Origin of the sequence: Paenibacillus sp. FSL R10-2788 (assembly GCF_038003885.1) — a bacterium.
In the GTDB taxonomy this organism is placed as follows: domain Bacteria; phylum Bacillota; class Bacilli; order Paenibacillales; family Paenibacillaceae; genus Paenibacillus_AQ; species Paenibacillus_AQ odorifer.
The window spans coordinates 23,084-47,431 of record NZ_JBBOQA010000002.1; the positions used below are offsets into that span (position 1 = coordinate 23,084).

At 38.2% G+C, this 24,348-nt stretch carries 36 protein-coding genes; 26 read left to right on the plus strand and 10 right to left on the minus strand.

What is annotated here, in order from left to right; translation table 11 throughout:
* The first annotated feature begins 6 nt into the window (after window positions 1-6).
* The 16 genes from NSQ50_RS31090 (at window position 7) to NSQ50_RS31165 (ending at window position 11,815) form a co-directional block, all read left to right on the plus strand.
* On the plus strand, window positions 7-3,816 hold the full coding sequence (locus NSQ50_RS31090) for a hypothetical protein (protein ID WP_036681089.1): 3,810 nt from the start codon (window positions 7-9) through the stop codon (window positions 3,814-3,816).
* A gap of 141 nt (window positions 3,817-3,957) precedes the next feature.
* Window positions 3,958-4,275 carry a helix-turn-helix domain-containing protein gene (locus tag NSQ50_RS31095; protein ID WP_051491170.1) on the plus strand — a complete coding sequence of 106 codons (318 nt, stop codon included), beginning with the start codon at window positions 3,958-3,960 and terminating at the stop codon, window positions 4,273-4,275.
* Complete coding sequence (locus NSQ50_RS31100) at window positions 4,268-5,467, plus strand: toprim domain-containing protein (protein ID WP_036681092.1); 1,200 nt, start codon at window positions 4,268-4,270, stop codon at window positions 5,465-5,467. The genes NSQ50_RS31095 and NSQ50_RS31100 overlap by 8 nt, the downstream gene beginning before the upstream one ends.
* A 13-nt stretch (window positions 5,468-5,480) precedes the next feature.
* The gene (locus NSQ50_RS31105) at window positions 5,481-5,891 is read left to right on the plus strand and encodes a hypothetical protein (protein ID WP_178420286.1); all 411 of its coding nucleotides are present in this window, start codon (window positions 5,481-5,483) and stop codon (window positions 5,889-5,891) included.
* A gap of 9 nt (window positions 5,892-5,900) precedes the next feature.
* A complete protein-coding gene (locus NSQ50_RS31110) occupies window positions 5,901-6,326 on the plus strand; it encodes a hypothetical protein (protein ID WP_036681096.1) in 426 nt (141 codons plus the stop codon).
* Between the two features lie 16 nt (window positions 6,327-6,342).
* Complete coding sequence (locus NSQ50_RS31115) at window positions 6,343-6,681, plus strand: hypothetical protein (RefSeq protein ID WP_036681098.1); 339 nt, start codon at window positions 6,343-6,345, stop codon at window positions 6,679-6,681.
* Window positions 6,674-6,868 (plus strand): hypothetical protein, encoded by a 195-nt coding sequence (locus tag NSQ50_RS31120; protein WP_143758618.1) that lies wholly within the window; start codon window positions 6,674-6,676, stop codon window positions 6,866-6,868. Before NSQ50_RS31115 ends, NSQ50_RS31120 begins: the two co-directional genes overlap by 8 nt.
* A complete protein-coding gene (locus NSQ50_RS31125) occupies window positions 6,865-7,770 on the plus strand; it encodes a Fic/DOC family protein (RefSeq protein WP_051491171.1) in 906 nt (301 codons plus the stop codon). Before NSQ50_RS31120 ends, NSQ50_RS31125 begins: the two co-directional genes overlap by 4 nt.
* 642 nt (window positions 7,771-8,412) lie before the next feature.
* On the plus strand, window positions 8,413-8,796 hold the full coding sequence (locus NSQ50_RS31130) for a hypothetical protein (protein ID WP_036681100.1): 384 nt from the start codon (window positions 8,413-8,415) through the stop codon (window positions 8,794-8,796).
* Between the two features lie 101 nt (window positions 8,797-8,897).
* Window positions 8,898-9,230: a hypothetical protein gene (locus NSQ50_RS31135; RefSeq protein ID WP_036681102.1), complete on the plus strand. Its 333-nt coding sequence runs from the start codon at window positions 8,898-8,900 to the stop codon at window positions 9,228-9,230.
* Between the two features lie 31 nt (window positions 9,231-9,261).
* Window positions 9,262-9,648, plus strand: a complete 387-nt coding sequence (locus NSQ50_RS31140; RefSeq protein WP_200870214.1) for a hypothetical protein — start codon at window positions 9,262-9,264, stop codon at window positions 9,646-9,648.
* A gap of 229 nt (window positions 9,649-9,877) precedes the next feature.
* Window positions 9,878-10,129, plus strand: coding sequence for a hypothetical protein (locus NSQ50_RS31145; protein ID WP_036681105.1), 252 nt, complete (start codon window positions 9,878-9,880; stop codon window positions 10,127-10,129).
* Window positions 10,130-10,290: 161 nt separating this feature from the next.
* Entirely contained in the window at window positions 10,291-10,581 is a 291-nt protein-coding gene (locus tag NSQ50_RS31150) for a hypothetical protein (protein ID WP_235219452.1), read from the plus strand.
* A 41-nt stretch (window positions 10,582-10,622) separates the two neighbouring features.
* Window positions 10,623-11,024 (plus strand): hypothetical protein, encoded by a 402-nt coding sequence (locus NSQ50_RS31155; protein WP_036681107.1) that lies wholly within the window; start codon window positions 10,623-10,625, stop codon window positions 11,022-11,024.
* Window positions 11,025-11,072: 48 nt separating this feature from the next.
* Window positions 11,073-11,441, plus strand: a complete 369-nt coding sequence (locus NSQ50_RS31160) for a hypothetical protein (protein WP_036681109.1) — start codon at window positions 11,073-11,075, stop codon at window positions 11,439-11,441.
* 2 nt (window positions 11,442-11,443) lie between these two features.
* Entirely contained in the window at window positions 11,444-11,815 is a 372-nt protein-coding gene (locus NSQ50_RS31165; protein ID WP_036681111.1) for a hypothetical protein, read from the plus strand.
* A gap of 79 nt (window positions 11,816-11,894) precedes the next feature.
* On the opposite strand, the gene NSQ50_RS31170 is transcribed toward NSQ50_RS31165, so the two are convergent.
* The 3 genes from NSQ50_RS31170 to NSQ50_RS31180 all read right to left on the minus strand — a co-directional run bounded on the left by NSQ50_RS31170 (window position 11,895) and on the right by NSQ50_RS31180 (window position 14,683).
* Window positions 11,895-12,245 carry a YolD-like family protein gene (locus tag NSQ50_RS31170; protein ID WP_051491172.1) on the minus strand — a complete coding sequence of 117 codons (351 nt, stop codon included), beginning with the start codon at window positions 12,243-12,245 and terminating at the stop codon, window positions 11,895-11,897.
* Window positions 12,242-13,453, minus strand: coding sequence for a Y-family DNA polymerase (locus NSQ50_RS31175; RefSeq protein ID WP_051491173.1), 1,212 nt, complete (start codon window positions 13,451-13,453; stop codon window positions 12,242-12,244). Before NSQ50_RS31175 ends, NSQ50_RS31170 begins: the two co-directional genes overlap by 4 nt.
* Before the next feature lie 327 nt (window positions 13,454-13,780).
* Entirely contained in the window at window positions 13,781-14,683 is a 903-nt protein-coding gene (locus NSQ50_RS31180; protein ID WP_036681117.1) for an AbrB/MazE/SpoVT family DNA-binding domain-containing protein, read from the minus strand.
* Window positions 14,684-14,957: 274 nt separating this feature from the next.
* Here NSQ50_RS31180 and NSQ50_RS31185 point away from each other — a divergent pair, with 274 nt between their 5' ends.
* The 5 genes from NSQ50_RS31185 (at window position 14,958) to NSQ50_RS31205 (ending at window position 17,585) form a co-directional block, all read left to right on the plus strand.
* Window positions 14,958-15,464 (plus strand): hypothetical protein, encoded by a 507-nt coding sequence (locus NSQ50_RS31185; protein WP_036681119.1) that lies wholly within the window; start codon window positions 14,958-14,960, stop codon window positions 15,462-15,464.
* Window positions 15,465-15,729: 265 nt separating this feature from the next.
* Entirely contained in the window at window positions 15,730-16,623 is an 894-nt protein-coding gene (locus NSQ50_RS31190; RefSeq protein ID WP_036681121.1) for a tyrosine-type recombinase/integrase, read from the plus strand.
* A gap of 28 nt (window positions 16,624-16,651) precedes the next feature.
* The gene (locus NSQ50_RS31195; protein WP_036681123.1) at window positions 16,652-16,837 is read left to right on the plus strand and encodes a hypothetical protein; all 186 of its coding nucleotides are present in this window, start codon (window positions 16,652-16,654) and stop codon (window positions 16,835-16,837) included.
* Between the two features lie 45 nt (window positions 16,838-16,882).
* Window positions 16,883-17,146, plus strand: a complete 264-nt coding sequence (locus NSQ50_RS31200; protein WP_036681126.1) for a hypothetical protein — start codon at window positions 16,883-16,885, stop codon at window positions 17,144-17,146.
* Window positions 17,147-17,204: 58 nt separating this feature from the next.
* On the plus strand, window positions 17,205-17,585 hold the full coding sequence (locus tag NSQ50_RS31205) for a hypothetical protein (protein ID WP_051491174.1): 381 nt from the start codon (window positions 17,205-17,207) through the stop codon (window positions 17,583-17,585).
* Between the two features lie 47 nt (window positions 17,586-17,632).
* Here the strand turns inward: NSQ50_RS31205 and NSQ50_RS31210 are convergent, their stop codons facing one another.
* Entirely contained in the window at window positions 17,633-18,106 is a 474-nt protein-coding gene (locus NSQ50_RS31210) for a hypothetical protein (RefSeq protein WP_036681919.1), read from the minus strand.
* A 112-nt stretch (window positions 18,107-18,218) separates the two neighbouring features.
* Between NSQ50_RS31210 and NSQ50_RS31215 the strand changes: the two genes are divergently transcribed.
* From NSQ50_RS31215 to NSQ50_RS31225, 3 genes are all read left to right on the plus strand, one after another.
* Window positions 18,219-18,644 carry a hypothetical protein gene (locus NSQ50_RS31215; protein WP_036681505.1) on the plus strand — a complete coding sequence of 142 codons (426 nt, stop codon included), beginning with the start codon at window positions 18,219-18,221 and terminating at the stop codon, window positions 18,642-18,644.
* A 119-nt stretch (window positions 18,645-18,763) separates the two neighbouring features.
* Entirely contained in the window at window positions 18,764-19,228 is a 465-nt protein-coding gene (locus NSQ50_RS31220; protein WP_036681503.1) for a hypothetical protein, read from the plus strand.
* Window positions 19,229-19,257: 29 nt separating this feature from the next.
* Window positions 19,258-19,707, plus strand: coding sequence for a hypothetical protein (locus tag NSQ50_RS31225; RefSeq protein WP_036681501.1), 450 nt, complete (start codon window positions 19,258-19,260; stop codon window positions 19,705-19,707).
* Window positions 19,708-20,013: 306 nt separating this feature from the next.
* Here NSQ50_RS31225 and NSQ50_RS31230 read toward each other — a convergent pair whose 3' ends face one another.
* The 6 genes from NSQ50_RS31230 to NSQ50_RS31255 form a co-directional block, all read right to left on the minus strand.
* Window positions 20,014-20,916: a hypothetical protein gene (locus tag NSQ50_RS31230; RefSeq protein ID WP_036681499.1), complete on the minus strand. Its 903-nt coding sequence runs from the start codon at window positions 20,914-20,916 to the stop codon at window positions 20,014-20,016.
* A gap of 220 nt (window positions 20,917-21,136) precedes the next feature.
* Window positions 21,137-21,847, minus strand: a complete 711-nt coding sequence (locus tag NSQ50_RS31235; protein WP_036681497.1) for a ZIP family metal transporter — start codon at window positions 21,845-21,847, stop codon at window positions 21,137-21,139.
* Window positions 21,844-22,068, minus strand: a complete 225-nt coding sequence (locus NSQ50_RS31240) for a helix-turn-helix domain-containing protein (RefSeq protein ID WP_036681496.1) — start codon at window positions 22,066-22,068, stop codon at window positions 21,844-21,846. Before NSQ50_RS31240 ends, NSQ50_RS31235 begins: the two co-directional genes overlap by 4 nt.
* Window positions 22,065-22,232, minus strand: coding sequence for a YvrJ family protein (locus tag NSQ50_RS31245; RefSeq protein ID WP_076099531.1), 168 nt, complete (start codon window positions 22,230-22,232; stop codon window positions 22,065-22,067). Before NSQ50_RS31245 ends, NSQ50_RS31240 begins: the two co-directional genes overlap by 4 nt.
* Entirely contained in the window at window positions 22,225-22,668 is a 444-nt protein-coding gene (locus NSQ50_RS31250) for a sigma-70 family RNA polymerase sigma factor (RefSeq protein WP_036681494.1), read from the minus strand. The genes NSQ50_RS31245 and NSQ50_RS31250 overlap by 8 nt, the downstream gene beginning before the upstream one ends.
* 165 nt (window positions 22,669-22,833) lie before the next feature.
* Window positions 22,834-23,157: a hypothetical protein gene (locus NSQ50_RS31255; RefSeq protein WP_036681493.1), complete on the minus strand. Its 324-nt coding sequence runs from the start codon at window positions 23,155-23,157 to the stop codon at window positions 22,834-22,836.
* Window positions 23,158-23,357: 200 nt separating this feature from the next.
* Between NSQ50_RS31255 and NSQ50_RS31260 the strand changes: the two genes are divergently transcribed.
* Both NSQ50_RS31260 and NSQ50_RS31265 read left to right on the plus strand, forming a co-directional pair.
* A complete protein-coding gene (locus tag NSQ50_RS31260; RefSeq protein ID WP_036681491.1) occupies window positions 23,358-23,993 on the plus strand; it encodes a hypothetical protein in 636 nt (211 codons plus the stop codon).
* 129 nt (window positions 23,994-24,122) lie between these two features.
* The gene (locus tag NSQ50_RS31265) at window positions 24,123-24,320 is read left to right on the plus strand and encodes a hypothetical protein (RefSeq protein ID WP_143758617.1); all 198 of its coding nucleotides are present in this window, start codon (window positions 24,123-24,125) and stop codon (window positions 24,318-24,320) included.
* Window positions 24,321-24,348: the final 28 nt, after the last annotated feature.

Genomic DNA, 24,348 nt, shown 5'->3' on the forward strand with positions numbered 1-24,348 from the left:
AAAAGATTGAGGTTTACTAAAAGAATTTTACTCGTTGTAGTGTTTCTGTTACTTTTTTCCCTTGTACCGGAGCAACTGCCTGGAGTATCAAAGAAAGACTTGAAAGTATCAGCAGCAGAAGGCGAAGACATCACATATTACCGTAATATCACGGTGTATCCCGTATCTGATTCACAAGGGGATTTCAGAGGGTCATTAAGTTTTTATGCCCCATCATTTACCCTTATAAATATTCAATATAATCGTACAACAAAGTTAATGAGCTTCGATATAAGTCCAGAAAACGCCACAATGCAAGGTAACGTGGGTGTGCCGATAACGGTAACTACTGGTGGAAGAAGTGTCAGAGCACAAATATCTTTGATGTTCAATGCATTGCAGAATCCTGATTGGGAATATGATAATGATCAATGGTCAGGAATGAGAACAATGACCTGGGAAAATTATATAGGCACAGTAGATAATTATGGGACTAATTATAATGAGTCTACTACTTTCGATCTGAGTTCTACCCCAGATAAAAATGATATAGGGTATTATTGGCGGCCTGATCCTTTTGAGCCAAAAGCGATTCAATTGTTTTATAATTATTCTACTACTGTGAGTAATTTAGATGAGTATAGCAAGTGGATTTACACAGGGGGGCACAAGTATACGCTGATCCCCAATCATCCACCAACGCTCACAGTGACCACGCCTAATAATCAGCTTTTAATTAATGATAATGGGTTGAGCGGTATGACTATTGAGGGTTATGTGAACGATCCGGATAATGAAGACGTGACGGTAACCGCCGAGATACCAAATATTTTCTATAAAAAAACGGTTGTCCCTCAAGCTCAAGCAGTAAAGCCGTTTTATATTCCGATAGATGCTATTGAAGATTCCTTGCCCCCAGGCGATTATACGATGAATATTACCGCATCAGATCCTTCGGGTATGAAAAAAACCGCCACGCTCAATTTGTCTGTGAAGGCGAGACTGAGGAACAAAGCGTTTGTCTTAATCAACACACCTATAGAAACAAAAACAAAATATATGGACTCTGAAGGAGATCAAAAATACACGGAGCGATTTAGATATGACCATGATCCTTACTTTTTTGATAATTCTATGGGGATTATTGGAGATTCAGGGTTATGGAGATCATCCGCTTATCCGTCATTTCCCTTCAGTGGTGTTTATACGGCAACTTTTCAGGGACGGGACAATCCCAAAAATGATGACCGATTTGATGTATACCGGAAGTGGAGTCGAGATAATTTATCTACCATGACTTTTCATGTGCATCGTAAGCCCATAGCATTATTTACTGCGAAACTGATGGGGGGATATGTTCAAATCGCTGATACCTCCTATGACCTAGACCACATTACTGCGTCCAATAAAGGGATTGTGGATAGGCAATGGCAATATAAGAAAACAAAATCCACAATATGGAATGATGGCCAGCCACCTAATCCGCTGCCAAGTAATGATCAATACGATATACGGTTAAGAGTAAGGGACATGGATGGTGAAAATGGGTTAGGTGTATGGAGCGACTGGTGCGAGAGGACAGTCGGAGCAGCTGGTAATTTACCTCCTGTAGCACTATTCACAGTTGAGCCTAATATTGTTTCCTATCGTAAAGCTACGACGATTATAGATAAATCCTTTGATCCGGATAATGATCCATTAGATGTTTATTATTGGACTGTAATCAAAGATGGTTGGAATAAAGTTTGGGAACATTGGGGTGGAGCAACAACACCGCCGAACATCGCCGCTTTTGGATTAGGAAATTATCAAATTAATCTACAAGTACATGATAATCGTGGTTTGTGGTCGGAGTGGTATAGCCAAAATGTACAAGTTATGAATCTTCCACCTGCAGCCGCTTTTAAAATGCCATCTGAAGTATATCGAGATACACCTATTACGATGCAAAATCTGACACCAGATCCAGATGAAGATGGAGATTCACTGTCATACGCATGGTACGCCAGACTTAATAGCAGCCCCTATTATTATACGGGTAGCAATCGTAATCAATCCATGACAATTGGTAGCATCATGGCAAGTAGTGGAGTTTCACCACAACAAGCAATCTCTGATGGATGGGAAATGCGACTTAATGTCACAGATATACCAGTAGCATCAAATATCACACCACTGACTTCGTATGCTACACGTATGTTCACTGTTAAAAACCATATTCCAACAGCAGGAATTAATGGCCCAAGTAGTGTTTATCAGTATGATACTATAACGTACTATGGCGTGGATTCAGATGAAGATCCATCAGATATTAGTAGCCTGCAGTATTACTGGAAAGTCACAGATAGTGATGGTACAACTGAAATGTATCGAACTCCTAATATCAAGATTGATTTTCCTGAGTCTGGGATCTACACATTAGAGCATTGGGTTGTGGACCAGATCGGTGATAAGTCCAACATCGCTACTCTGAAGGTAAATGTAGAGAAGAATCTAGCACCAACTCTAACTCTTACAACTCCTGCTGGGACCGCGACTAATCCGTCGGTAATCGATGCAGAGTTACAAGGAGATCCACTCATTAAGTGGACGTATACAGATCCTGAAAATGATCCACAGGAAAAGTATAGACTGGAGTTTTATTCGAAGGATGATCTCTTGGTTAAGAGTGTTGAAAATCCGGATAGCACCGGACTACTGAGACAATATCAAATTCCTAACAATACATTTGATCGTTTTGAATATTTTACAGTTTATGGACGTGCCTATTCAAAATTGTCTTGGTCAGAAATCTCTAATGAAAAAACGTTTATCATTGATAATCCACCTAAACCGGGATTCACTTTAGTAACGGATACAGGTAGAGATGCGACAAAGGTACCGATTTATCGGACGGACGTTCTTAATATTAAGAGTACGGCAACTGATCCGGACGAACCAAAAGGAGATACCATAAGCCACAAGTATTTCTTAAAACCAGCAAGTGGAACAGAAGCCCTAGCAAGCACTAAAAAGGACTTTAACAAGCAGTTTAGTAGTAATGGTGTATTCACCTTTAGACAGCTTGTAACGGATTCCCTGGGGCTGTACCGTGAAATTTCGCATAGTATAACAGTCGTGAATCGAATTCCAACAGTAAATATTACGTATCCAACCAGTACGGACTCGTCAAAACCAACGATCGCAAGTACACTCACACCGATCATTAAATGGGATTATCAAGATGAGGACGGAGATCTACAGCAACGGTTTAAGGTGCGAATTATTAACTTGGCCACTGGTGCAATCAAGGTACAATCCGGTGAACAAGTATCAAGCGCTAAGCAATGGCAGATTCCAGCTGGTTCGCTGATCGAGAACGAGAAGTATGCCGTCGAGGTTGAAGTTTTTGACGGATTCAACTGGAGCAATGTTTCTGCACGTAAATACTTCATGGTGAATCTATTAAGTATAAAAGGTGCAGTGAAGCACACCGAAGAATGGAATAATAACCGCAAAGACTACAACCTGAAACAGAGTGGTAACGAGGAAAGCCCGAGAGGTTATAACGTTTTCTGGGCAGGAGAACGTTTTGTCCTGCAGGGGATAGCAACAGGTCTGCCAGATACCGTGCAAGTAACCATGACAGGTGGATATACCACGCAACTCACGCCGACCAACAGTGATAAGACTCTTTGGACAGGAGAATTATATGACAGCTCTTTTGATAAGCTTCCGGATGGACCGGTTACGTTTACCTTTACAGCTAAGAACGAATACAATACCAAAGTAGATACGGTTTCCGTTGTGATCGCTGGCGACTGGTCTGAATATTTCAGAAGCCATCGGATTAAATAATTAATTGAAAAGAGAGCCGGAATCACGGCTCTTTTCTCTTTTATATTGCGTAAATACTCAAAAAAAGTTGTGTATTTACGCAATATAAAATGGTATAATTAACTTATCGATAATGCATTTGTTTACCAATGGAGGATGACCATGGAATTATTTAATGAGTACCTACGAGATTTAAGGAAGGAAAAAAGATTAAGTCAAGGTGAGCTGGCAGAAATGGCTAATATAAAAGCACCTTATTTGAGTAAAATCGAGACGGGAAAGGAACCGGCACCATCTGAAGAGATATTGATTCGGTTGGCTCATGTACTTGAAGAGGACCCGTACCGAATGATTATCAAGGCAGGAAGGATCCCTAATGACTTTAAAAATGTGATTCTTCGGGATGAGCATGTCTATAACTATCTGTATCGAAAAGTAAAAAGTAGACCTATAGAGGAAGGGGCAACCAAATATGAGTAGTCAGCGCTTGAAATTAGCTGAAAAAACTCCCCATCTTGCCATTGTAGAACGGAAAGAATCATCGTTTACAAAGATGCACTTTACAACGGATTATATCGATCAACTTTTAGCAAATGTGAGCCTGGTAGATGTTATGAAAGCACATGGTGTAAAGGTTAAGATTGGGAGCGCTAAAAATGATATGTATATAGCAGATTTTTGTTGTGGTAAAAGTGACTACGATAATGGAAGAATCAAAAAGAAGACTCAAACCTTTAAATGTGAATCATGTGGAGCTTACGGTAATGCCATTCATTTTTTGACTCGGTATTCTGGTAAGACATTTCAGGAAGCGATAGTTGAGTTAGCAGAAATGGCTGGAATGGATCTTCCGGAGAAAACGGGTGAAGATAGAAAGCATCTTGCGCTTAAATTAGCAGCTGAATTCTATCATAAGCAAGAAAACTATGAATATTTCCTAAGTCGAGGGATATCTTTGGACGTATTGAAAAAGTATAAAGCCGGTTACGCTCCTGGCGGTCGCTGCCTTCGTAATCACCTGGAGCAACTTGGATTCACGAAAGAAGAACTGACTGAATTTAAGCTGCTCAATAAAAAAGGGTTGGACAAGTTCTTCTACCGGGCGATCATTCCCATTTTTATGAACGGTAAAGTAGTGGATCTCTATGGCCGGGCCATTAATGATGAAAACACAGGGGTAAAGCATCTATACCTATACGGAGATACGAATTTCCTTGGTGGTTATGATTACCTTGTTTCGGGACTTGTTACTATATTTGAAAGTTTCATTGATCAGCTGGTGGCAGAAACTCACGGTAATGCCAATGGTACAAACACAGGAGGCGCTAATAAGTTCTCCAAGGAGCATGCAAAGTTGTTAAAGAAACGTGGTGCTACGAAAGGACTTATCCTATTTGACGGGGATCCAGCTGGCCAAGAAGGGGCGTATAATGCAGCGGAAATTCTTCAGGCTGAAGGGCTGGAGAGTTGGATTGGTTATCTTCCGGAAGGAGAAGATCCAGCAGACTTGATCACCAAGAAAGGCATGGAGGATTTTAAATCCAGCATCGAGACTAAGCCCTTCAGAGAGGTCGAAATGTTTAATCTGTTGAGCCAGTATACAGCAGAAGAAATTCAGAAATATTTAGAGCACCTATCAAATAAAGAGGGGACTTCTCATGGAGAATTATAGTTTGCTCGTAAGAATGGCTGTAGAGGCTGAGAAAATTAACCCTTTTGTAGTTATTGCGAAGTTAAGATGTCATGAGGAAGGATTTCAAAAACGAATGAGCAATGTATTGCCTCGATATGTAATGACATTTAGATATTATTCTTCCATTGAAAAACTGTTGCGAAATAGAGATCGTAGTAAGGTGTTTATATGTCCTGCAGGGACGCATGGACTTTTATACAACGAACAAGAAAAGTCACTCCTTGATCTTATGAAGCCAGAGGGATTAACGTATGTCCTGCATAGTGTGGGAGAACTGGACTTATTTCACCAGGAGGTTAATCAGGAACTTCAAAGTTACATCCACAGGGAGAACCACATCTACAATGAACTTAAAGAAAAAAGTGCAAAATATTCAATGAAAAGAGAATTTCTAATGGAATGAGGTTGTAATATGTGGCGTGTAATTCATTTTAACTATTACGATGATTTATTTGTTGAGGTTGTAGTCGGGGAGGCGGATAACTGTACTGAAGAAGAAGCGGCAGCTCGTTTCCAAGGAACGATCATGGTATTGAGAGAAGATTATATTCAGCTTCTAGCTCAGGAAGATAAAGAGATAACCGATACAGATCGAGTATTGTACGGATTTGAAATTGTCACGAAAGAAACACCACCTCCAATCGATCCCAGAAGGTTGTCTCAGAAGGAGAAACTAGACCTCTTGTTTAACCCAGATTACATGTTAGAAGAAGATGATTTTCAAAAAGTGACTTGGACGATATCTGAAGCTTTTCAGTGGCTAAAGAATCTCAATCCAGATGAGGATGAATTTTTGTTGTCTTCATCGGCCTATCGTGTGGAAAAGGTAGAGAATTAAGAAAGGAGCATACTTTATGTACGGGATCTGTAAAGTTTGCGGATGTACTGATAACAATGCTTGCGTGTCAGTGAATGGTCCTTGTTATTGGTTGAATAAAGAACATGATTTATGTAGTGAATGTTCCGACTGGCAGGGAGTTGATATATCCAAAATCCCAAAGATTGATAATCAGTTGACTATACAGGGTGAAAGCTATACAGATGGCCAAGAAGTTAGGGTTATCTTGGGTTGGGATAATGGAAATAAGAAAATTTATTATATAAGTAATCCTGTGATCGGTACAAAAATGAACGATTACAAAGAAGAAGAATGTCATTACCAAGATATGAAGGATTGGACACTTAATGAATAAGGAGAGAGAAAAAATGACTATTTCAAGAGAAGATTTCGAAAAAAGGTTCAAAGAGGTAAACGCTTCTCTCAATTATGAGGAAGCTGCGTTAAATGAAAAAGAAAAGGATCTGCTTTTCCGCCGATTAAACGGAGAGATTTCTGATAAAGAATACAACGAGGCAATGATGGAGGCTGGAAAAAAGTGAGTGAGGCTTACTTGTACCCGGGAACGAATGTCCTTATTAACCATGCTGGTTTGAGAGATCAAGAGCTGCTGGATATTTTCGAGAGGAACCGATCTGCGCTCCGTCTCATGGAGTTACAAGCTAAGCCTATCCTGGGCAACTTCGATATGAAACATCTTCAGGTCATACATAAGTATTTATTTGAAGACGTATACCCTTTCGCAGGTAACATTCGCACAGTGAATATTGGAAAGGACAATTTTTGGTTTTCGGATAGTCCTTCCATTCCTTTCAAGGCAGAGAATATCTTCAATACATTGAAAGAGAATAACTTTTTCAAGAATACAACGCCAGAACAGTTTGCTGACAAAGCTGCAGCGTTATATTCGGATGTAAACTACCTTCATCCCTTCCGAGAAGGGAACGGAAGAAGTACCCGAGAATTTTTTCGACAATTGGCACAGAATGCTGGCCATGAATTGAAGTGGTCACAAGCCTCAAAGGAAGAGTATATGAGTGCAGTGATCCAAGCTACTGACGATCCTATGAAGTACAATAGTGAGCTATCAAAGGTTCTTTTAAAATGTATCAAGCCTGAAGAGGTAGAATGGAAAGTACCTGAGAAAGAGATTCCGTTAAAAGAAGTGCTAAAGCAAGCTGAAGGCATGCCAGCCGTACATAATAAATTTGACATCACCTCAGAAATGCTTAATAAGCCTGTGGAGCGCTTTAAATTAGATCACACAGGGAAAGGAAAAGAGCGCCTACAATTTCAGTTTAAAGGAAGCCAGGAGATCTATAAGGTCGTACTAGAGAGACCGCCTTTAATGTCACAACAAATGAAAAATGAATGGTTAGACTTAGCTGCTAATACTGTAGGACCCATCCAAATGCGAAGTCTAGGAATGGGGCTAGGGGAGTGATTTACGATTAAAGAACATTTATCAAGTAGTAATCCCCGAGGTGAAAATACAGATGAATAAATTCGTTCATAGGAAAGGCAGTTTTTTGTTGTAGCCGTGTAAGGATGATAAACATGGTCCTGGTGAGCGCATGCCATACTAAAACAGCGCGCATCGATATTCAATCGGTACGCGCTAGTTACTTAGCTCAAACACTGAAGTTTTTCTGAATAACTCTCTATGCTAAGAACGTTTGTTAGTCACAATATTCTACGCATTCCTTAACGCAAACGCCACCAACACAAGTCTTTACACAAACAGTTCGGCACTGTCGTAACCCTTGTGGTCCCTGTTTCTGGTATGGTTGACTAATTGATTCTATAGTCACCTCCGGAGTGGGCATGTAGACATTCACTGGTATAAAATTTGGAGTGCTAGTATGTGGTTGTGTAAGATCATGTTTCATCATTAAGATAACCTCCATAAGATTTTTATATATCCTATGTAGTTGGTGCAAATACGTGATAAATGCCTAAGTCTCTAAATATAAGCTGATCAGTCCGATCGGCGTCCGATCAACCGCCCGAATTTGTCCTGTGGCAAATGAAAAAGTTCAGTAATGCCACTCTACAGCCATTGAAAAGATAAAAGGAGTGTATTTTTATGAAAGAGGTTACTTTTTGGATGCTTGGAGGGTTATTATTTATTCTTTTAGCGAAGCCCATACTAATTCTGCAGCAACACAGAAGTATAGGGAAAGCAGTGTCATTATTAGCAAATTATAATGACGATTTTAGCTCGAAACAGAAGAAAAATATTGCTTATGGTCTATCTGTTTCACGCGATTTGTGGTTGAGCAGAGGTAATAATGTATGTCAGTCATTAGGTGCCCGTTGTGATGGAATTGGTCGTTCTGTTTTAGGAATTTCAGATAGGCCAATAACAGAAAATGACCGTAAAATAGCAGCTGATCTGCACTACTGGAACTGGGCTTTTTCCGGTGGGGTATCTGAGGGAATCAAATCTATGATTCGCGCAAGGGTGTAAACATAATTCACGTATTGGATGACTGTTAAAATTAAGTCATATCATGATTTAGATGATGAAAAATATTAATGTACTTCAGTGAATAGAGAGGATGTATTGAAATGATGCTTGAGTATGAGTGGGAAAACTATATATCACCCAAAAGATTACAGAAGATTAAGGGCAAATATACTCTTCTTTTTCAAATTAGGGACTCCCTGTTAAAAGCAGATTCTGGCAATCAAGAAAAGGTTAGCATATCGTTCCCGGATAACAAAGATGAGAGGGAAATTTTGGCGATTGCCGGTAGCCTTCATTATTGGTGGGTAATTGATTACGTAATTCAGGAAGAAGGTAAAACAACTTTGCTCTATAGAAATTGCAAGAAACATAAAGATACTGATCCAGCCGAATTGTGGGCAGAATTCATTCCGACTTTGGCCAATCGGAATTAGGTTACATATTGATAAGGAGAGTGTATAGGGAATGAGCGATTGTGAAAGTAGTCAGAAAATGGTGTTGGATAAAGGTAATCCCGATATGTTGAAATTTTTAAGAAATGAATTTATACAAGTGATAAGTAATACAACAAATTCACATCTAAATTTTTTAGTTCGAAATGACGAGAAAACCATTGCTGATGTAAAAGAAATAATTCAGATATTTATGAAGGAAAATATATCACTTAATAAATGGGGGCTATTTGAAATTCCAATTGATGGATGCTATTGCTTCATTAATTGGGAAGAAGATAAACATGTATCATTCGCAAACTATTTTTCAGAAGATAATAAATTTGTACCAACAACATTGGATGAATATAGTAATGAGGTACAATCGGATTCAATTACACTTGCAATAAATGCCGGCTAAGATACATATTGAATAAATCTTTGTATCAGAAAAGGAGATTCAAAAAAAGTGAATTCTGTGGAGGAATGAATACATGGATGCTGAAAAGATTAGTCTAAAGTATAGTTTTATAGCGGCTATATTTTTAAGTATTATTATCATAATTTCAAAGTATTTTCTCTTGTAAATGTGGCCATATATAACGCTTCATGCGGTTGATGAATCATATTGAATAGAAGGGTGTGAAGGTATGAGAGTATTAGTTAGTCGTAAAGTAAACAACTACGGACAATACATATTTGAAAAAGCAGAGATCGAAGATGTTTCATCCTGGGACATTGTAGTCTTAAGTTCAGCTCTCGAAAAATTGATTCAACATATAGAAGAGAAAGATACTTCTACTAATGTCGAAGATCAAGAAAGACTTCAAACAGCTAAAGATTTATTTAAACAGTTAGATGTTCAAAATGAAGTTCCATGGAGTTCAAAAGATACAAAATGAATAGGACGGTGTATTAAATGTGGCTGATTTATCTTTTTTAAAAGATATAGGAATCTTTTTAGCTCCATTCAGTGGAATATTCTTCATTCTAGTTATTTATGGTATCTCTCAAAATCGCAAAGGAACAAAATGAATATTAAGTTGTATAGGGAGTTCCATATATGAATGAAAAATTCCAAGCAGTTATTGAAAAACATAACGAGCAACCGTTTGTCTTTGGAGACGATGAAATGATTCAAAGCATTTTGGAAGACGTAGGAATCTTAATCGAGGAGCTGCCTTATCTTGCAACTTATCTGGATCAGGAATATAAAATAGCAATCCGAGAAAATCAAAGGAATATAGCGGAAAAGATCGAACGACTTCATTACGGCGTGAATTTCATTTTTGAAGCCCTTCGAGAGGGTGATAAAGTGGGCTATAAAACTAAGTATATAGAACAAATATCATGAACACCGACTGAATATTAAGTTGTATAAGGGGAGCAATGTGAATGATGAAAAAATTTAATGTTTATGGAGTGTTTCAGAATAATGAATATCTAATGAATGTACTTGTAGATGTAATAGATGCAGAAGATCAAGAAAATGCAATGGATATTGTATGTGAAATGAACTTAGGAACAGTAATATTTGATGCTAATCAAAATGCTTTTTTTCATATATATAATGGAGAAACACAAATACTAAATGATGATAAAATAATACATTGTGAAGTTTGCGATCCGAGAAATAAGATTGTAGAGATACCTATATTAAAAATTCCAATTTATTCTAGTAAGGATTATGAAGAAATTACCTTAAATCAATTGGTTCGAGGGATTTTAAAGGAAGTGTTTGAAAAGAACAAAGAATTTATTTCATTTGAAAGTATTGCCTTTGGAGTAAATGCTTAAACACCGTATGAATATTATGTACCCTTCTTAGAAGGGTGGAGGCCTAAGATGAGTGAAAAATTATATTACACTTTTATAGGTATTGTTGCGATTGTATTAGTCATCCCTATGTATGTATTTATATGGACAAATCCAATATCACTTTCTTGGCTAGTTGTCATTCTGATTGTAGCCTTTGGAATAGGTTTAATTCTTAGTCATATTAGTGATTATTTTAAACTGATAATCGGTACAAATTACAAGAAAGAAAAATCACCGCCTCTTAACCTAACCAAAAGCGAACCGAGAGGGTATCGTCGAACATTTGATATTAAAACGAATTACTCATCATTTTCAAATCGTTCCAATGATGTAGATACTTCAAAACCCACGATGTTCATAATGGGGAAAAACAGTGAAAAAATTTCTAAGGAGTAATTATGGAACAGCATATTTTGTGGGCGATAATATTTTTAACTTTGTTGATGGGTATCAGTCTATTAATTCTTAGACAAATCCGAAATAACAACTATGTTTCCAAGATCGTGGGTTCATTACTGAAATCATTCCCTGAGCGTGAGAGACCCCTTGAATTTAGAATTGATGAAAAAAAAGCCAAACAAACAAACCGTGAATTTCAAGTCAAGACAATGAGAGGCGATTATTTCATAGTCAACATGAAAGGGAGACATGTTATAAAAAAGGCTCCTGTCATCGGGTTTACGTTGTCTGAAGAAGATTCTTTGCTCATTGGTAAAGTTGATCCGACAGATTTGAGTCGTTATGAATTAGAAATAAAGACTCGAAAATAAGTTGAATACTTACAAATAAACACAATATTATGAGTACGATGATATAGCTAATTGTTAGCAGTTGAAAAAAAAGTCCACTTTAATCGTGAGTGGTCTTTTCAGTGTTCACAACTAAATCTATATCCTTCACGTCACGAATTGAGATCCGCAGCAAGCCTCTTAATCCTGCAAGACTAATCGTTCCTTCCAACATATCGACCTTTACAATTTTCCCCGTACTATAGTGAAGCCTCTTATTGGAGTAATAGCAGACCTGCGCTGTACGATCTTCATTTAAACAGAACTGAATCACCTGGTTCAACTCTTCTAACTTATCCTCATCCAGCTCTGTATCTTCAACCTCTGTTTGAGATTCAACCCAACGCTGTAGCCGGTCTTTATGCTCCGGCAACATCATTGAAACCCACTTCTTATGTCCTCGATCAATCATCCTGTATGTCCTCCTATTTTTGTAGAATGGTTTATGACCGTGCTGGCCTCAGTCAAGGCATTAGCCCGTACCAGGGCAGTAGGGCCAAATCTCTTTTGAATATCGTCCATAACTGTTCCTAGCTTCATTAATTGCTCATCTTGCTTTGCCGTAAATAAATCGACCTGCAGAGTACCAGCATCGATGATATTAGACACACCAACATGAATAAACCGGACTGGTGCAGGAGATGCATGCTTCTTAAGCAAATGTAAGCAAGTTTCATACAGATGCTTGGAGGTATGACTAGCCTGATACATTGTCTTTGACCGAGAAAATCCTTTAATATTAGCGTGTTTGCTGTATCCAATAGATAGGGAAACAGTAAATGCTGCAGCTTGGATCTTCCGGAGTTTTCTAGCCAGTGTATCCGTCAATTCGTAGATTACTACGGGTACATCCTGGAGTGAGTAATCCCGCATTAAAGTAATGCCGGAAGAAAATCCCTTCCGCATTTCTTCTCTCGGATCAACAAATACAGGAGATAAATCTACTCCCCACGAATGGTAGAACAACTGCTCACCCATCAAGCCAAACTTTTTCCTCATTCGTTCTAAGGGCGTTCTCGCTAAATCTCCAAGCAAATAAATGCCCATTCGATTCAAATTTCGTTTCATCCGTTCACCAATGCCCCAAATATTTTCTACAGGTAGTGGCCAAAACATTTTTTCAACATCCTGGTAGCTACACGCTGCAATCCCGGTTTTTTTTGCGTAATTGTCGAGTACCAATTTTGCGATTAGTTTATTCGGGCCGATGCCGATCGCGGAAGGAAGGCCATGTAGATCCATGATTTTTTTTTGAATGTGCTCAGCAATGCTTCGGATATCACCATATAATCGTTCCAGTCCATCAGTCACAATCCAGCTTTCATCAATACTATAGATAGAAATGGCTTCGATTGGCGCGTACTCGTTCAGCAGCTGTGTAATCATCATCGAGGTGTCCAGATACAATTTCATCCGAGCTGGTACAATTAAGATCCGCGAATCCTGCGGAATCTCATACAGGCGGTTTCCCGTCTTTATCCCAAAGTCACGTTTAAGTGCAGGGGAGGCAGCCAGCACGATACTCCCTTTTCGATCTGGAGATCCTACGACAGCAAGATGCACTTGGAGTGGATCTAGCCCTCTGGATACAGCCTCTACCGATGCATAGAATGATTTCATATCTATACACATGACTTGGTGGACCGGTAACTTATCATAATTAATGAAAATGGTATTTCCCTCCCAATAACAGAACTTATGTTCTTGTTATTATATTACACTGTGTTAGAAATTATTCAATGATTAATATTGTCCAATTGTGGGGGCAATTCTGAAGTTCTATACAAGAAAGACCACTTCAAATTGAAGTGGTCTTTCTTATACTCTACTAATATTTTATTTTCGATCAGTAATGCAGCATAAATGTTCTGGTACTTTCTAAAACGACTAAATCCACGTTATACAATTCAATTGCCGCAACAGTAGCATAAATTGCCAATCCGTTGGCTAGTTATATAATATTCTTGGCCAGTATTCTATACTGTGAGTTTTAACAATAATTAAATCTCCATTATAGAGCTCAACCGATTCAACTTTTTCACCGGTTGGAGTATAGTAATCTCGAAACTCACGACCATTTCGAAAGAACAAACTGGCTAATTCTTGTTGGCCAAAATTAATCTCCTTACTCATTTGCTGACCACTTTCAAGATAGGAGACTTTTCTTTCTTTGACTACAAACGCTTTTCTAGTGCGAAACAGTTTGTTAAGTGGTTCTGGTAGGTATGCAGCCCCTAGCTTTTGGATTGTAATTGCTTCAGGAACGATGGTTTGATCTAGAAATAGGGACAATCCTGTTTCTTCAAAGAGTCCATCAGGATCTAAAGGAATACCAACCCAAGGTTTTTGCGAATGGGGTTCATACTTAGCTTTGATTTTATGGAACAAAGATCTCATTAAAGAAAAAGTTTCCTCATTCACACGTAACGTGCGATTACCTGGTAAATCAGATTGAGCATGATACCTAACCGTAAGGCAATCATTTTTTGGATTCGTATCCCTAAAGAAGTCTGGACGACGCTCAATAACAATATTACGAAATATATAAAACCATCCTCGGATCAAATGTAGTTCACCATTTACGATTTCAACATCTAATTCCTCTTTATTCTGAATCTCCAAATGTTCTAGCATTTCGTTCGTGATCCGAATTTGCCCTTTAGACGAAACCTTATAAGTAGACGGTTTCTTTCCAAAAAAAGGTTTTTCGGGATTAAGTTGAATAATGTAGCCTTTATAATTCAGTTCTGTATTAAAGACAGCATACGAGACTTCAGTTCCAGAATCGATATTGAGTTCTGTTCGGATTTTACTAGGGATTGTAAATAGAAGTGGTTCAGTTAAAACCATAGCATTTCCTCCGTTCCATAAAAAGGTAATTGAATTATCTACAGTATAGCAGGGGTAAATTTTTTTGTAAATGTAAAGTTTTTTGTAAATGTTTAGAGTGGTGTAAATTCCGCAGATGGGCATAAGGTGGGATACTTGAAGGACTTCCCAGAAACTGCAATATCGCCAAAACAATTCGTAAAAATACCTGGTTTGAATTTATCGGACAATTCACCATAGGCAAATGCCACAAATAGAATAGCTAAAACGTATAGTTATGAAAGGAGAAAGTTGAATGTATTACTACTGCCCATTTAATTATAGCTACTCCCCAGCTCATTATACTGGACATCAATTAGCCCCGAGGTCAGAGTATAATTATCTGCGAGGTAGAGTCAAAAAGATTATTTTTGAGATCGAATATCCAGATGGAACCCAAAAAGTAATGATGTTAGATAATGCTCATGACATAACACACATTGCATTTAATCAAAAATATGTATTCCCCGAGGATACACACTTATTTAACGTATCTCCACAAGACTGGAATCAGAATCCAGCAATGATTGCTTATCGAACAAATGCTCAGGCGTATCCGCATTATTTTACTTTTGATTCAGTAACAGGCGCAGAAATTGCAATTAATCCCACCACTGTCGCATCTGATATAGGAGATAAACCCCGTCCGACTCCTTATTGTAGTAGTCAAAGGTGTGGTGGTGATGGCGGAGCTTTTGACCCGAATTTCAAAATATTAGATCCTAAAATACTTCAGCCGGGTGGAGGACTATTTGATCTATAAGTTGATACTTAGTTAGATTTAAGAAGTAAGAGACCACTTCAAATAGAGGTGGTTTATTTTAGTTCTTGATTTGTAGCTTACTAATTGCTTGGATAGTAGCCAAGTAGATAATTGGGCTAATATTGAGCTGCATATGTTCGTCGTCTTCTCTATACAAAGGACGACGAAATGAGATATAATGGAAATGCGGAGGACGCATTCTACCGTTTTATAACGCTGATTTATTTCGTCGTCCTCTATATTTTGAATAAAAGAGAGGTTCGCAATGTTTGAGAAATTTTTGAATCAATATAAACAACTAGGAAAAGCAGATAAGACGATTCAGAATTATTTGACAACCTGGACCACCTTTGAAAAATGGATACGGTTAAGTGATCCGGATTTGGAAGACGCAGGTTTTGCAACACAAAAAGATATTTCAGATTACAAGAGATATCTGTTACAGCATGGCGGCAGGAATGGCGGGCCGGCCAAACCATCGACCATGCAATTAACATTTGTCCAGTTAAACGCGATCTTCCGTTTTTTTGCTCAGAACAATTACATACCCGATAATCCAGTAGGGCCGATCAAAAAGCCTCCTGCAGCTCGTCGTCTTCCGAAATGGCTTTCCCGGAATGAACAGAATGCTTTACTTCGAGATGTCAGGTACAGGGCAGACAAAAGGGAAAATGCAATTATACTGACTTTTCTCCGGCTTGGACTACGGGTGCATGAGCTTTGCGATCTGCAGCTCACGGATTTAACCATGAGCGAACGGAAAGGTAGCGTATATATTCGTGGTAAAGGAGACAAGGATCGTGAGCTTCCTATTAATGCAGAGCTACGGGCCGCCCTACAGGGCTATCTAGCAGAAAGAACTTCTTCCAGTCCTTATGTGTTTGTTTCTAAACGATCGTCAAAATGCTCTGAGCGCGGAATTCAACATATCGTTGAGAAGTATCGAGCACGAACGCGAATCAAGGATTTATCTTGTCACAGCCTCCGACATACGTTTGGTCATGATTTAGTAGCTGCCGGTAACGATCTGCAGAAGGTGGCCATGTTGATGGGTCACTATAAGGAGGACGGAACACCGAACATTGCAATGACCATGATTTATACGACTCCTGGAGTGGAAGATTTAGAAGCTGCTGTGGAGTCGATCAGCTGGACATAAAAATCAAGGAAATTAAAGGAGGAAAAAAATGTTATCTATTGAAACAGTAAAAATATTGCGTAAGATGGCATTTTGGTTGTGGTTAGCTGTAACGGTTACGGTAATAATTAAGGGGATTTTTGATGGTACTGAACTGTTTTATATGATTGCGTCTATTCTACTAGTTTTTGCCACTGGTTTGTATTTGTTCAAAATTACCCATAGCGAATCCTGAAGAACTGGAATTTGCGGTGGAGTTGATCAGCTGGGAGTGAATCAAATGAAATTAGAGTACAAAGGTGTTAATGATCGCGGTCGTGTCGAGTGGGTTGAAAAGGATTTGACTAGTTCTTGGTTTCCAGAAGGTAAACCATTGGAAGAATGGCACCTTTTGCAATACAGACCGTTTGTAGAAGAAATACAGGCTACAATCGGGCGTGAATTAACAAAACCTGAGCTTGAAACGATTCATTGGCTTTCGGGGTTAGAGGAAAGCACTATAAGTCACATTTTGGGTCTTATTAAAGAAGGACGAAGTAAGTAAGCTTGCTACGCCGTACGACGAAACTGATTTATTTAGCGATAAAAAGGAGCGTTTTTTTATGAACAAGTATTTTACTACAGTTGGTTTGCATGATGGCAATTTTGAAATGGAAATATTGGTTCATTCATCTGCTAATTCAAATGAGGAATCAAAAAAGATAGGGAATAGTGGCAAGTTCCATATTGGTTATCTATATGAAGACAAACTTGTAGTTAAAGGAGAAACTCTGACAATAAAAAAAGAAGAAACGGACAAATATCAATTCAGAGTATGTAGAGAATGGAAGCCAGTTGTTAGTTATGAAGACTACGAGGACCTAACATGGGACGAAGCAATTAGATATTTAATTCTAGAAGAAAATAAGTCATTACCTTTTACTTTAGAATCCTACTATTACGGAACTTTTGAAACCCAGCCGTTTGTTGAGATACGTAATTGACGCAAACTGTGAACTAATAGGGCACCGAAGTGCCCAACAAGTTTCTATTATTTTTCTGGTGTGAAAGTAAAGGTTTCTTTGTACTTTCTATGATGGGTTTCGTTGTTTGAAGGTTTTCCGTACCAGCTAATTTCGATTTGAAGTTCCTTTGAATCAACTGAAATAGGGAAGTTAGAAAAGTCGACTAACTCACCATGTTTAAAATTCTTATGATGATCGTCTGAAATGCTTAATCCATACTTTGTTTGGGTATTTGGTTCATCTCTATAGGAGTTAAATACGACATTTTCTAATCCAGCTCCGATATTGGTGATGATAATGTTGTACATTTCACTTTCATTTTCACGAGGTTTTGACATCTTGGAGGTATATTTCTCAACTTTTTTGATTTCAACTTTCCACTGATCAGATTGTTTTGATGTAGGTGTTTTGTAGAGATCATTTGATGCTACGGCAGCATATGGAGAAATTCCAACGGCTATAAAGCAAAAAACAAAGAGAATTATTAGTTTTTTCAGCATTGTTGCCTCCTGTGAAATAAACAATTTTTGATTAGTATCTCTTTAAGAAGAAAAAATATTCTATTGCACAGTACGAAGATACTCAGAATCAAATTAGAAGAGGAGATCTTTAATGAATGATTTAGGTTTATTTACAATTGAAAAACGCGTTCAACCTGCGCTACCAGAGTCGTACATAGTCACCATTAAAATTTCTGAAGAACCTAAAGGTTTTTTTACACGTTTATACTCCATATACCAAAATAATAGAATCTACCTAACTAAAGAGATAAAGAAGAAGCTGTTTAAAGAGGATTCGATTATATGGAAAGCATCTTTTGAACCATCTCATGACAGAAAGGGAATGGAAATTTCTAAGCATCATGAGTTTAGACGTATTATGGCTTTTAATTTCAGAACTGAAATAGATATGATTGATGCACGCAATAGCGATCCTGGAAGCCGAAAAAATAAAGATAGAACATCAGGTGACTCCGGACGCAGAAGTGCCAAGATGGATTATGGAACGGATCCCTGTATCTGCTGTAATGCGGATTGATCAGGCTCCTAGCCGGAAGAAAACAACGTTTATAGTGAAGATTGAGGCAGAAGTAGTACAATAATGTTTTACAACTAAACATATTAGTGAATTCCATCTTTGAAGGAGAATGTAGAGATATGAAAATACACGTGTACATTGATAATGAATTTGTTAAGACATTCAGTAGTGAAAAAGAAATTAATAATGCGGACCTTGGGAAAGTAGCAATTGTAAAAAGTGAACCTATGAATGATGATAAGTCGGAAATTAATCTGTATTTAGTGACGGTTGATGAAAGACCCGACGAGCTTAGGGACAAGCTTATAATGCTGCTGAAAAAACATGAAGGTAATAGCTTTGAGGGAACTTTAGAGTCTGCCGATCCTGATACATTTCAATTTATTTCCTATATACCAAATGTAAAACTTAACATTGGCGAATCTGGTATTGTTGTTGCAGATCAGCGAGAAAGATACTATTTCACGATACCATTTGAAAATCTTCAAAGTATCACTGATGAAAGTGATGATAGACGACCGGCGTACAATATATCCTACAAAAATGGGTACTACATTTTAGTCGAGATCAACAACGAATACTAACTCAAATATTAGTAAAAGGAGCCTGCTTAATGAAGAACAAAAACTTGCGTATGCATTCTGGTATCTATCGCTTTACTTGGCCGTATTTAGGAGTAGATTTGATTCGCGATAACAATGGTGAAGTTAAAGTATATCAATGCGAAGTGGAATTGAGAGTAGGGCAAGAGGAAGATATGCGTGAAGGAAAATTGATTACAGTCGTAGTTACGTCCTATGCACCTCCAGGTGTTCAAAGTTTTATCGAAAACATTGCTACCAAAGTCCGGATTGCATTTTTTGATAAGATATTCCATGAGAATCATTGGGACAAACCTGTTGTTCCAGAAGAAAGTATTCGTTGGATTGAGCAGCATCTATATTCTCAAGGGAATGGTGAAGGGCGTGGGGATAGTTCACTAGACACCATTCTGGAAGTGACCATGACTTGGGATGCTAAGCGATATGCATATGGTGGCGCTTCATGGAAGCCTATCAAATAAGTAGGTAAGGTTATCACTGAAGTATAGATTAGTATTGTATTAGAATAATGAAATGAAAAGCAACGCCTGTCAGGAATAAATTTACAGGCGTTGTTTTTTTTGTTTTTAATGCACGTGTCTGTTCTTAAAAGAGTGCCTTGCTTTATGTAGAGTAATACAAAAAGGAAGGGTGGGTAAAACCCACTCTTCCTTTTTGTGTTATTGCACCCCTTACCGGGGATATCGTAAATCACCATAAAGTAATTCGTCTTGCGCCCCTTACCGGGGATATCGTGTACATTTATTATATCATATGATATAAAGACGTCAAGGTGTCGGCGATTTTTCTGATTTTTTGTAATGATACCAGTCATAATAATGCGCTTCCGCATGAACGCGAACCTGCTCAATGTCGGAAAATAGATCATCAATGAGCTTCATTTTAATCTCTTTCATTATTGTAAAGCGAGGCATGATGAGCTGGATCTGTTGCTGGTCTACTTTATTCCAGGCATGGTAATGAAGGATATTGCTTACCGGATCTACTTTTCCCCGGATGGCATAAAAACGTTTCTCCTTCAGTATACGCAGATCACTCACCATGGCAGCCCCAGCTTTAAATTTCAAGAATTCCTCAAATGTAAATTCGCCGGCATAGGTACTCACAATTCCGGACAAGATACGATCTGCCCACGATGCCGGTAACCGAATTGGAACCAACCCTTTTTTCGGATGACGATAGGGATCAAGGGGTTCAATTCGTTTGCGGGAAACTCGAGTCATATCACTAATGAGCAGAGTCGTTTCTTTGCCGCCACGCAGTCCGGGGATGCTGTTTACAGAGAACACATTTTTTGATTCGGTTCTCGTTTTGCTGGTGGTCGGAATAACCATGACGGAATCCAATTGTGGATACACATCCCATACCAGAGCTATATGTTTAGCATCCCATTCATACCCGATTCCGGTGAAGTAGCAGTTCACTAGATCAAACCGGGAATAAGGTGGTGCGTAATGGTAGGGGGAAGTAGTACTTCTGTTAAGTGGTTTGATATCGTTCTGGGCAAAAGTAATGAGCTTCTCAAGTGTCATTGTTCGGTCCGGTTCTGGTACAGTATCAAGTAGAACTTGTAAAGGCTCCAAGTCTTTCAACTGATTAAGGAGTTTTAGAAAATCGGCTGCGTTTAATTCTGCTATAGAGGTGACGAGATCATCCAGTGTTTTAGTCAACAAAATCCTTCCTTCGACAAAGAGTTTAGGCGTTCTTATATAGCATACCAAAAATCTCCATCCTGTGGCAGATTCTTTCAGATAATGAATGTAGCAGAACCCCTTGATTAGTTTTCATTTCGTTGTCTTTTCTATACAAAGTATACGTAAGAAGAGGAACCGTTGATGTTTGAAGGGGACCCCTTAGAATAGACATTCATAAATCGATTTTATTATCAGCTTAATGGAGAAAGATATGAAGACCAAAATAGAGAGCACAGCCGACAAAAGGATAGAAGTTTGCATATTTTAAATTGGAACACTCCACAACTTTGGATAGTGCTGTTAGCGCCATAAATATGAAAATGCCAGCAGAAAGTGAAATGGCTATACCTGAAATGGTCTCAATATTTTCAAGCCTGCCAATAAAACCAGCAGTAACCATCATCCCTAATATCGTACAAAAACTCAAACTGACTAAATACATAATCAGCCTGAATGAATCACGAACCAGCGTACACAATATTAGCGAGAACATAATTATTTCTGTGAGTTTATGTAGAAGCATAGATGAAATTATCACAATCCCCGTATGTTCATCCACCAGAAATCCAGTAGCTATAATCATTCCATCTACAAAGCTATGGATGCATGCACCCATCATCATGAATTTGATAGACAACTTCGACTTCTGTTCCTCTTCATGTTTATGTCCATTATGATGAAAGAGAAGGGGAATTAAAATTCCCAGAACAATAAAAATAAGCCCAACATGTGAAAACTCAACTGCTAAGGGAATGAGTTCGATAACCGTAAAAGTTAGCAGAACACTCATATTTAACGCTACAATTTTAAAATGATTATGAATGATCCACTGACTCTTAAAATTCATCAGCACTCCTGAGAGAACAGAAATAGCTAATAGCCCAGCAGAAATAAGAACGTATGTCATTGGGAAATCACCTCTAATTTCCCATCGTCTAAACTGAAAGTATGAACCACTTCAATAAATTTGACTATCAACTCCTGCTTTAGATCATCCCGGTTCTGAAAACTGGTTTGATGCAATGATTTTTTTATTTTGGGTTCAAATCTATAGATAATTTCCATCATAGCTTGCTTGTCATTTTCTTGTGCTTGTGCGATCAATTCATATAAATGGAATTGGTTCATTTTCGACCTCCTGTTGAACTGTTTTTAATAGCTTCAATGAGTTTGCCCATTGTCTCACTCAGTACATCTATTTTCTTCTCAAATCGAATAAGCAAATAAAAAGTTACTCCTATCGGAAATCCAACATTCGCAATGATTTGTCCCCAGGACGGAACATCATCCATCTGTTTTCCCTTCCTTTCTATTTATCGATTCTCGTAATTTTTTTAAGGCAACCTTTTTCGTTTTAGAAATACTCTGCTGAGATACGCCTAACTTATTGGCAATTTCTTTATCCTTCATATTCTGTACGATGGAAAAGTTTAGTATTTCGCGTTCTCGCTCAGTGAGGTTGATAAACGCAGCATACAGAGAAGGATCGCTAATCTGGTTCTCTAACTCTTCAAAGAAATTATCTGAATATTCAACGCTGTTTTCGGCGGGATGATTCAAGTAATCGGATTCATCCAAGACCATTGAAAAGCGCTCATTGTGTTTCCTATTCTTTTTATCAAAATAAATTGAGTTATAGTGCAGCAGACTCGATATATAGCCAACAAATCTTTTTTCTAGGGTCATATCTTTATCCTCTTTATTTTCTGGATAATCATTCCTTAACAAGTGTAATCCCTCCTTTTTATATAAAGAGATGTAAGTGGAGAAAAAAACAACCTAAATAGAACAAATGTTCCCATTTTATTATACCATCTATTCGATTGACGATATAATCTAAAAAAAAAAAGCAACTTGCTCTCGAAAGAACAAGTTGCTTTTTTTAAAATTAGTTTAATAAACGAACAGGTACCCCGGTAATGTAGAAGCTGAAGTATATCGAAGATAGCTTCTATTAATTGTGAATACCCAAACCCCAGCTTGCCCTTGAGCGGAAATGACGCCACCCTGAGTTACATAATGATCAACTGCCCAACCAGGGCCGTAATCAGGCTTCCCAGCTACAATCATGTACTCATGACAACCCGTGCACTCGTATTTAGAACCGCCAGCAAGTTCAGAAACATTATTCCCATTTTGGTCCACTACCCGGGGCGACAACCCCGAAGGTTTCATGTGGTGACCATTACCGTAGACCGGACATGGATTTTCAGCCATTGTAATCTCTCCTATACAATTTAGTTTCAAGAACGTCAACCGAAGTTGATCGTGCTTGTACTAAGTAAAGAGATCTCATGAGAAAAAAATACAACCAGTTACTTTAAAAAATTTTAGCCACCTTTAAATTTACGGAACTAAATTGGATGAAATAAGTAATATATGGTAAGGTTATCCTAAAAGGAGGAGGAATTAAGACAATGAAGAAAGTGAAATGGTTATTTTATTTGACTCTGCTATCTGTAGTCCTAATGACCGGATGCAGTCAAGCAGCACCCACAAATGACCCGAACGCAGCTTCAGGTAACTCGCCCACATCATCTGTCGCTCCAGATGAAGAAGCAGCAACAAGAGAACCGCAAGCAGCTACGCAGAACCCCTCATCTTCTGTTTCAGATGAACAAGCCGTAAATGAAGCCATTAAGGTTGCCGAAATATACAAGAATATAGAATACAATGTTACAGCTTCTGATGAATTGTTGTCTGAAGAGTCAATTCAAAAGCGAACTGAAGAAATGAAATCATTCTTTACAGAAGGTTTTTCCGAAAAAGCCGTGGATACGCGCTACACAATTATGGTATTACAAGTAGCAGAAGCACAACAGGCATCGGTAACATCAGAAAATCTAAAATTTACGGTTTCAAATCAGAAAAAAGATATGGTTGAATTGATCTATACAGCTGACCTTATCTTATTGGATCAGGAGAATAAGGAAAGTAATCGAGTACCGTTACAAGGGACTTTAACTTTATTTAATGAAAACGGAAAATGGCTCATACAAGGAGATAGATTTGACAAACCTGCATTTGCTAAACTTTCAAGCCCCTTAGAATAATTCGGTGTGACTTAATTGTGCCCTGTAGTTTGGATTGCATTTTCGTTAGGATAATGAAATAAAAAAGCAACTCTCGCCAGCTATTGGTTGGCAAGAGTTGCTTTTTTCCATTTCTAATGGACTTTTCAGGTGACAATCAAGAATTTAGCAGCTGACATAGAATTATTCTCGCATCCTGTAGAGGAACTATTTCCGGTTCTGGGAATTTCGATGTCGATACTTTGTAGTCAAGCAGGGGGAAACTTCATTTTCGGATATGCAACGCTGGCGATTATTTACTTGGAAATTCTCAATGACCGTAAAAGCATGCTTTTGTGGACACTTTAAAAACGCCTATTATAGTGTTCGTAAATGT

Excerpts from the sequence above, each read along its gene's own strand:
- NSQ50_RS31095 (WP_051491170.1), top strand. The coding sequence starts at position 3,958 with ATGGAATTATTTAATGAGTACCTACGAGATTTAAGGAAGGAAAAAAGA.
- NSQ50_RS31100 (WP_036681092.1), top strand. The coding sequence starts at position 4,268 with ATGAGTAGTCAGCGCTTGAAATTAGCTGAAAAAACTCCCCATCTTGCC.
- NSQ50_RS31105 (WP_178420286.1), top strand. The coding sequence starts at position 5,481 with ATGGCTGTAGAGGCTGAGAAAATTAACCCTTTTGTAGTTATTGCGAAG.
- NSQ50_RS31110 (WP_036681096.1), top strand. The coding sequence starts at position 5,901 with ATGTGGCGTGTAATTCATTTTAACTATTACGATGATTTATTTGTTGAG.
- NSQ50_RS31115 (WP_036681098.1), top strand. The coding sequence starts at position 6,343 with ATGTACGGGATCTGTAAAGTTTGCGGATGTACTGATAACAATGCTTGC.
- NSQ50_RS31120 (WP_143758618.1), top strand. The coding sequence starts at position 6,674 with ATGAATAAGGAGAGAGAAAAAATGACTATTTCAAGAGAAGATTTCGAA.
- NSQ50_RS31130 (WP_036681100.1), top strand. The coding sequence starts at position 8,413 with ATGAAAGAGGTTACTTTTTGGATGCTTGGAGGGTTATTATTTATTCTT.
- NSQ50_RS31135 (WP_036681102.1), top strand. The coding sequence starts at position 8,898 with ATGATGCTTGAGTATGAGTGGGAAAACTATATATCACCCAAAAGATTA.
- NSQ50_RS31140 (WP_200870214.1), top strand. The coding sequence starts at position 9,262 with ATGAGCGATTGTGAAAGTAGTCAGAAAATGGTGTTGGATAAAGGTAAT.
- NSQ50_RS31145 (WP_036681105.1), top strand. The coding sequence starts at position 9,878 with ATGAGAGTATTAGTTAGTCGTAAAGTAAACAACTACGGACAATACATA.
- NSQ50_RS31150 (WP_235219452.1), top strand. The coding sequence starts at position 10,291 with ATGAATGAAAAATTCCAAGCAGTTATTGAAAAACATAACGAGCAACCG.
- NSQ50_RS31155 (WP_036681107.1), top strand. The coding sequence starts at position 10,623 with ATGATGAAAAAATTTAATGTTTATGGAGTGTTTCAGAATAATGAATAT.
- NSQ50_RS31160 (WP_036681109.1), top strand. The coding sequence starts at position 11,073 with ATGAGTGAAAAATTATATTACACTTTTATAGGTATTGTTGCGATTGTA.
- NSQ50_RS31165 (WP_036681111.1), top strand. The coding sequence starts at position 11,444 with ATGGAACAGCATATTTTGTGGGCGATAATATTTTTAACTTTGTTGATG.
- NSQ50_RS31170 (WP_051491172.1), bottom strand. The coding sequence starts at position 12,245 with ATGATTGATCGAGGACATAAGAAGTGGGTTTCAATGATGTTGCCGGAG.
- NSQ50_RS31175 (WP_051491173.1), bottom strand. The coding sequence starts at position 13,453 with ATGAAATCATTCTATGCATCGGTAGAGGCTGTATCCAGAGGGCTAGAT.
- NSQ50_RS31180 (WP_036681117.1), bottom strand. The coding sequence starts at position 14,683 with ATGGTTTTAACTGAACCACTTCTATTTACAATCCCTAGTAAAATCCGA.
- NSQ50_RS31185 (WP_036681119.1), top strand. The coding sequence starts at position 14,958 with ATGTATTACTACTGCCCATTTAATTATAGCTACTCCCCAGCTCATTAT.
- NSQ50_RS31190 (WP_036681121.1), top strand. The coding sequence starts at position 15,730 with ATGTTTGAGAAATTTTTGAATCAATATAAACAACTAGGAAAAGCAGAT.
- NSQ50_RS31195 (WP_036681123.1), top strand. The coding sequence starts at position 16,652 with ATGTTATCTATTGAAACAGTAAAAATATTGCGTAAGATGGCATTTTGG.
- NSQ50_RS31200 (WP_036681126.1), top strand. The coding sequence starts at position 16,883 with ATGAAATTAGAGTACAAAGGTGTTAATGATCGCGGTCGTGTCGAGTGG.
- NSQ50_RS31205 (WP_051491174.1), top strand. The coding sequence starts at position 17,205 with ATGAACAAGTATTTTACTACAGTTGGTTTGCATGATGGCAATTTTGAA.
- NSQ50_RS31210 (WP_036681919.1), bottom strand. The coding sequence starts at position 18,106 with ATGCTGAAAAAACTAATAATTCTCTTTGTTTTTTGCTTTATAGCCGTT.
- NSQ50_RS31215 (WP_036681505.1), top strand. The coding sequence starts at position 18,219 with ATGAATGATTTAGGTTTATTTACAATTGAAAAACGCGTTCAACCTGCG.
- NSQ50_RS31220 (WP_036681503.1), top strand. The coding sequence starts at position 18,764 with ATGAAAATACACGTGTACATTGATAATGAATTTGTTAAGACATTCAGT.
- NSQ50_RS31225 (WP_036681501.1), top strand. The coding sequence starts at position 19,258 with ATGAAGAACAAAAACTTGCGTATGCATTCTGGTATCTATCGCTTTACT.
- NSQ50_RS31235 (WP_036681497.1), bottom strand. The coding sequence starts at position 21,847 with ATGACATACGTTCTTATTTCTGCTGGGCTATTAGCTATTTCTGTTCTC.
- NSQ50_RS31240 (WP_036681496.1), bottom strand. The coding sequence starts at position 22,068 with ATGAACCAATTCCATTTATATGAATTGATCGCACAAGCACAAGAAAAT.
- NSQ50_RS31245 (WP_076099531.1), bottom strand. The coding sequence starts at position 22,232 with ATGGATGATGTTCCGTCCTGGGGACAAATCATTGCGAATGTTGGATTT.
- NSQ50_RS31255 (WP_036681493.1), bottom strand. The coding sequence starts at position 23,157 with ATGGCTGAAAATCCATGTCCGGTCTACGGTAATGGTCACCACATGAAA.
- NSQ50_RS31260 (WP_036681491.1), top strand. The coding sequence starts at position 23,358 with ATGAAGAAAGTGAAATGGTTATTTTATTTGACTCTGCTATCTGTAGTC.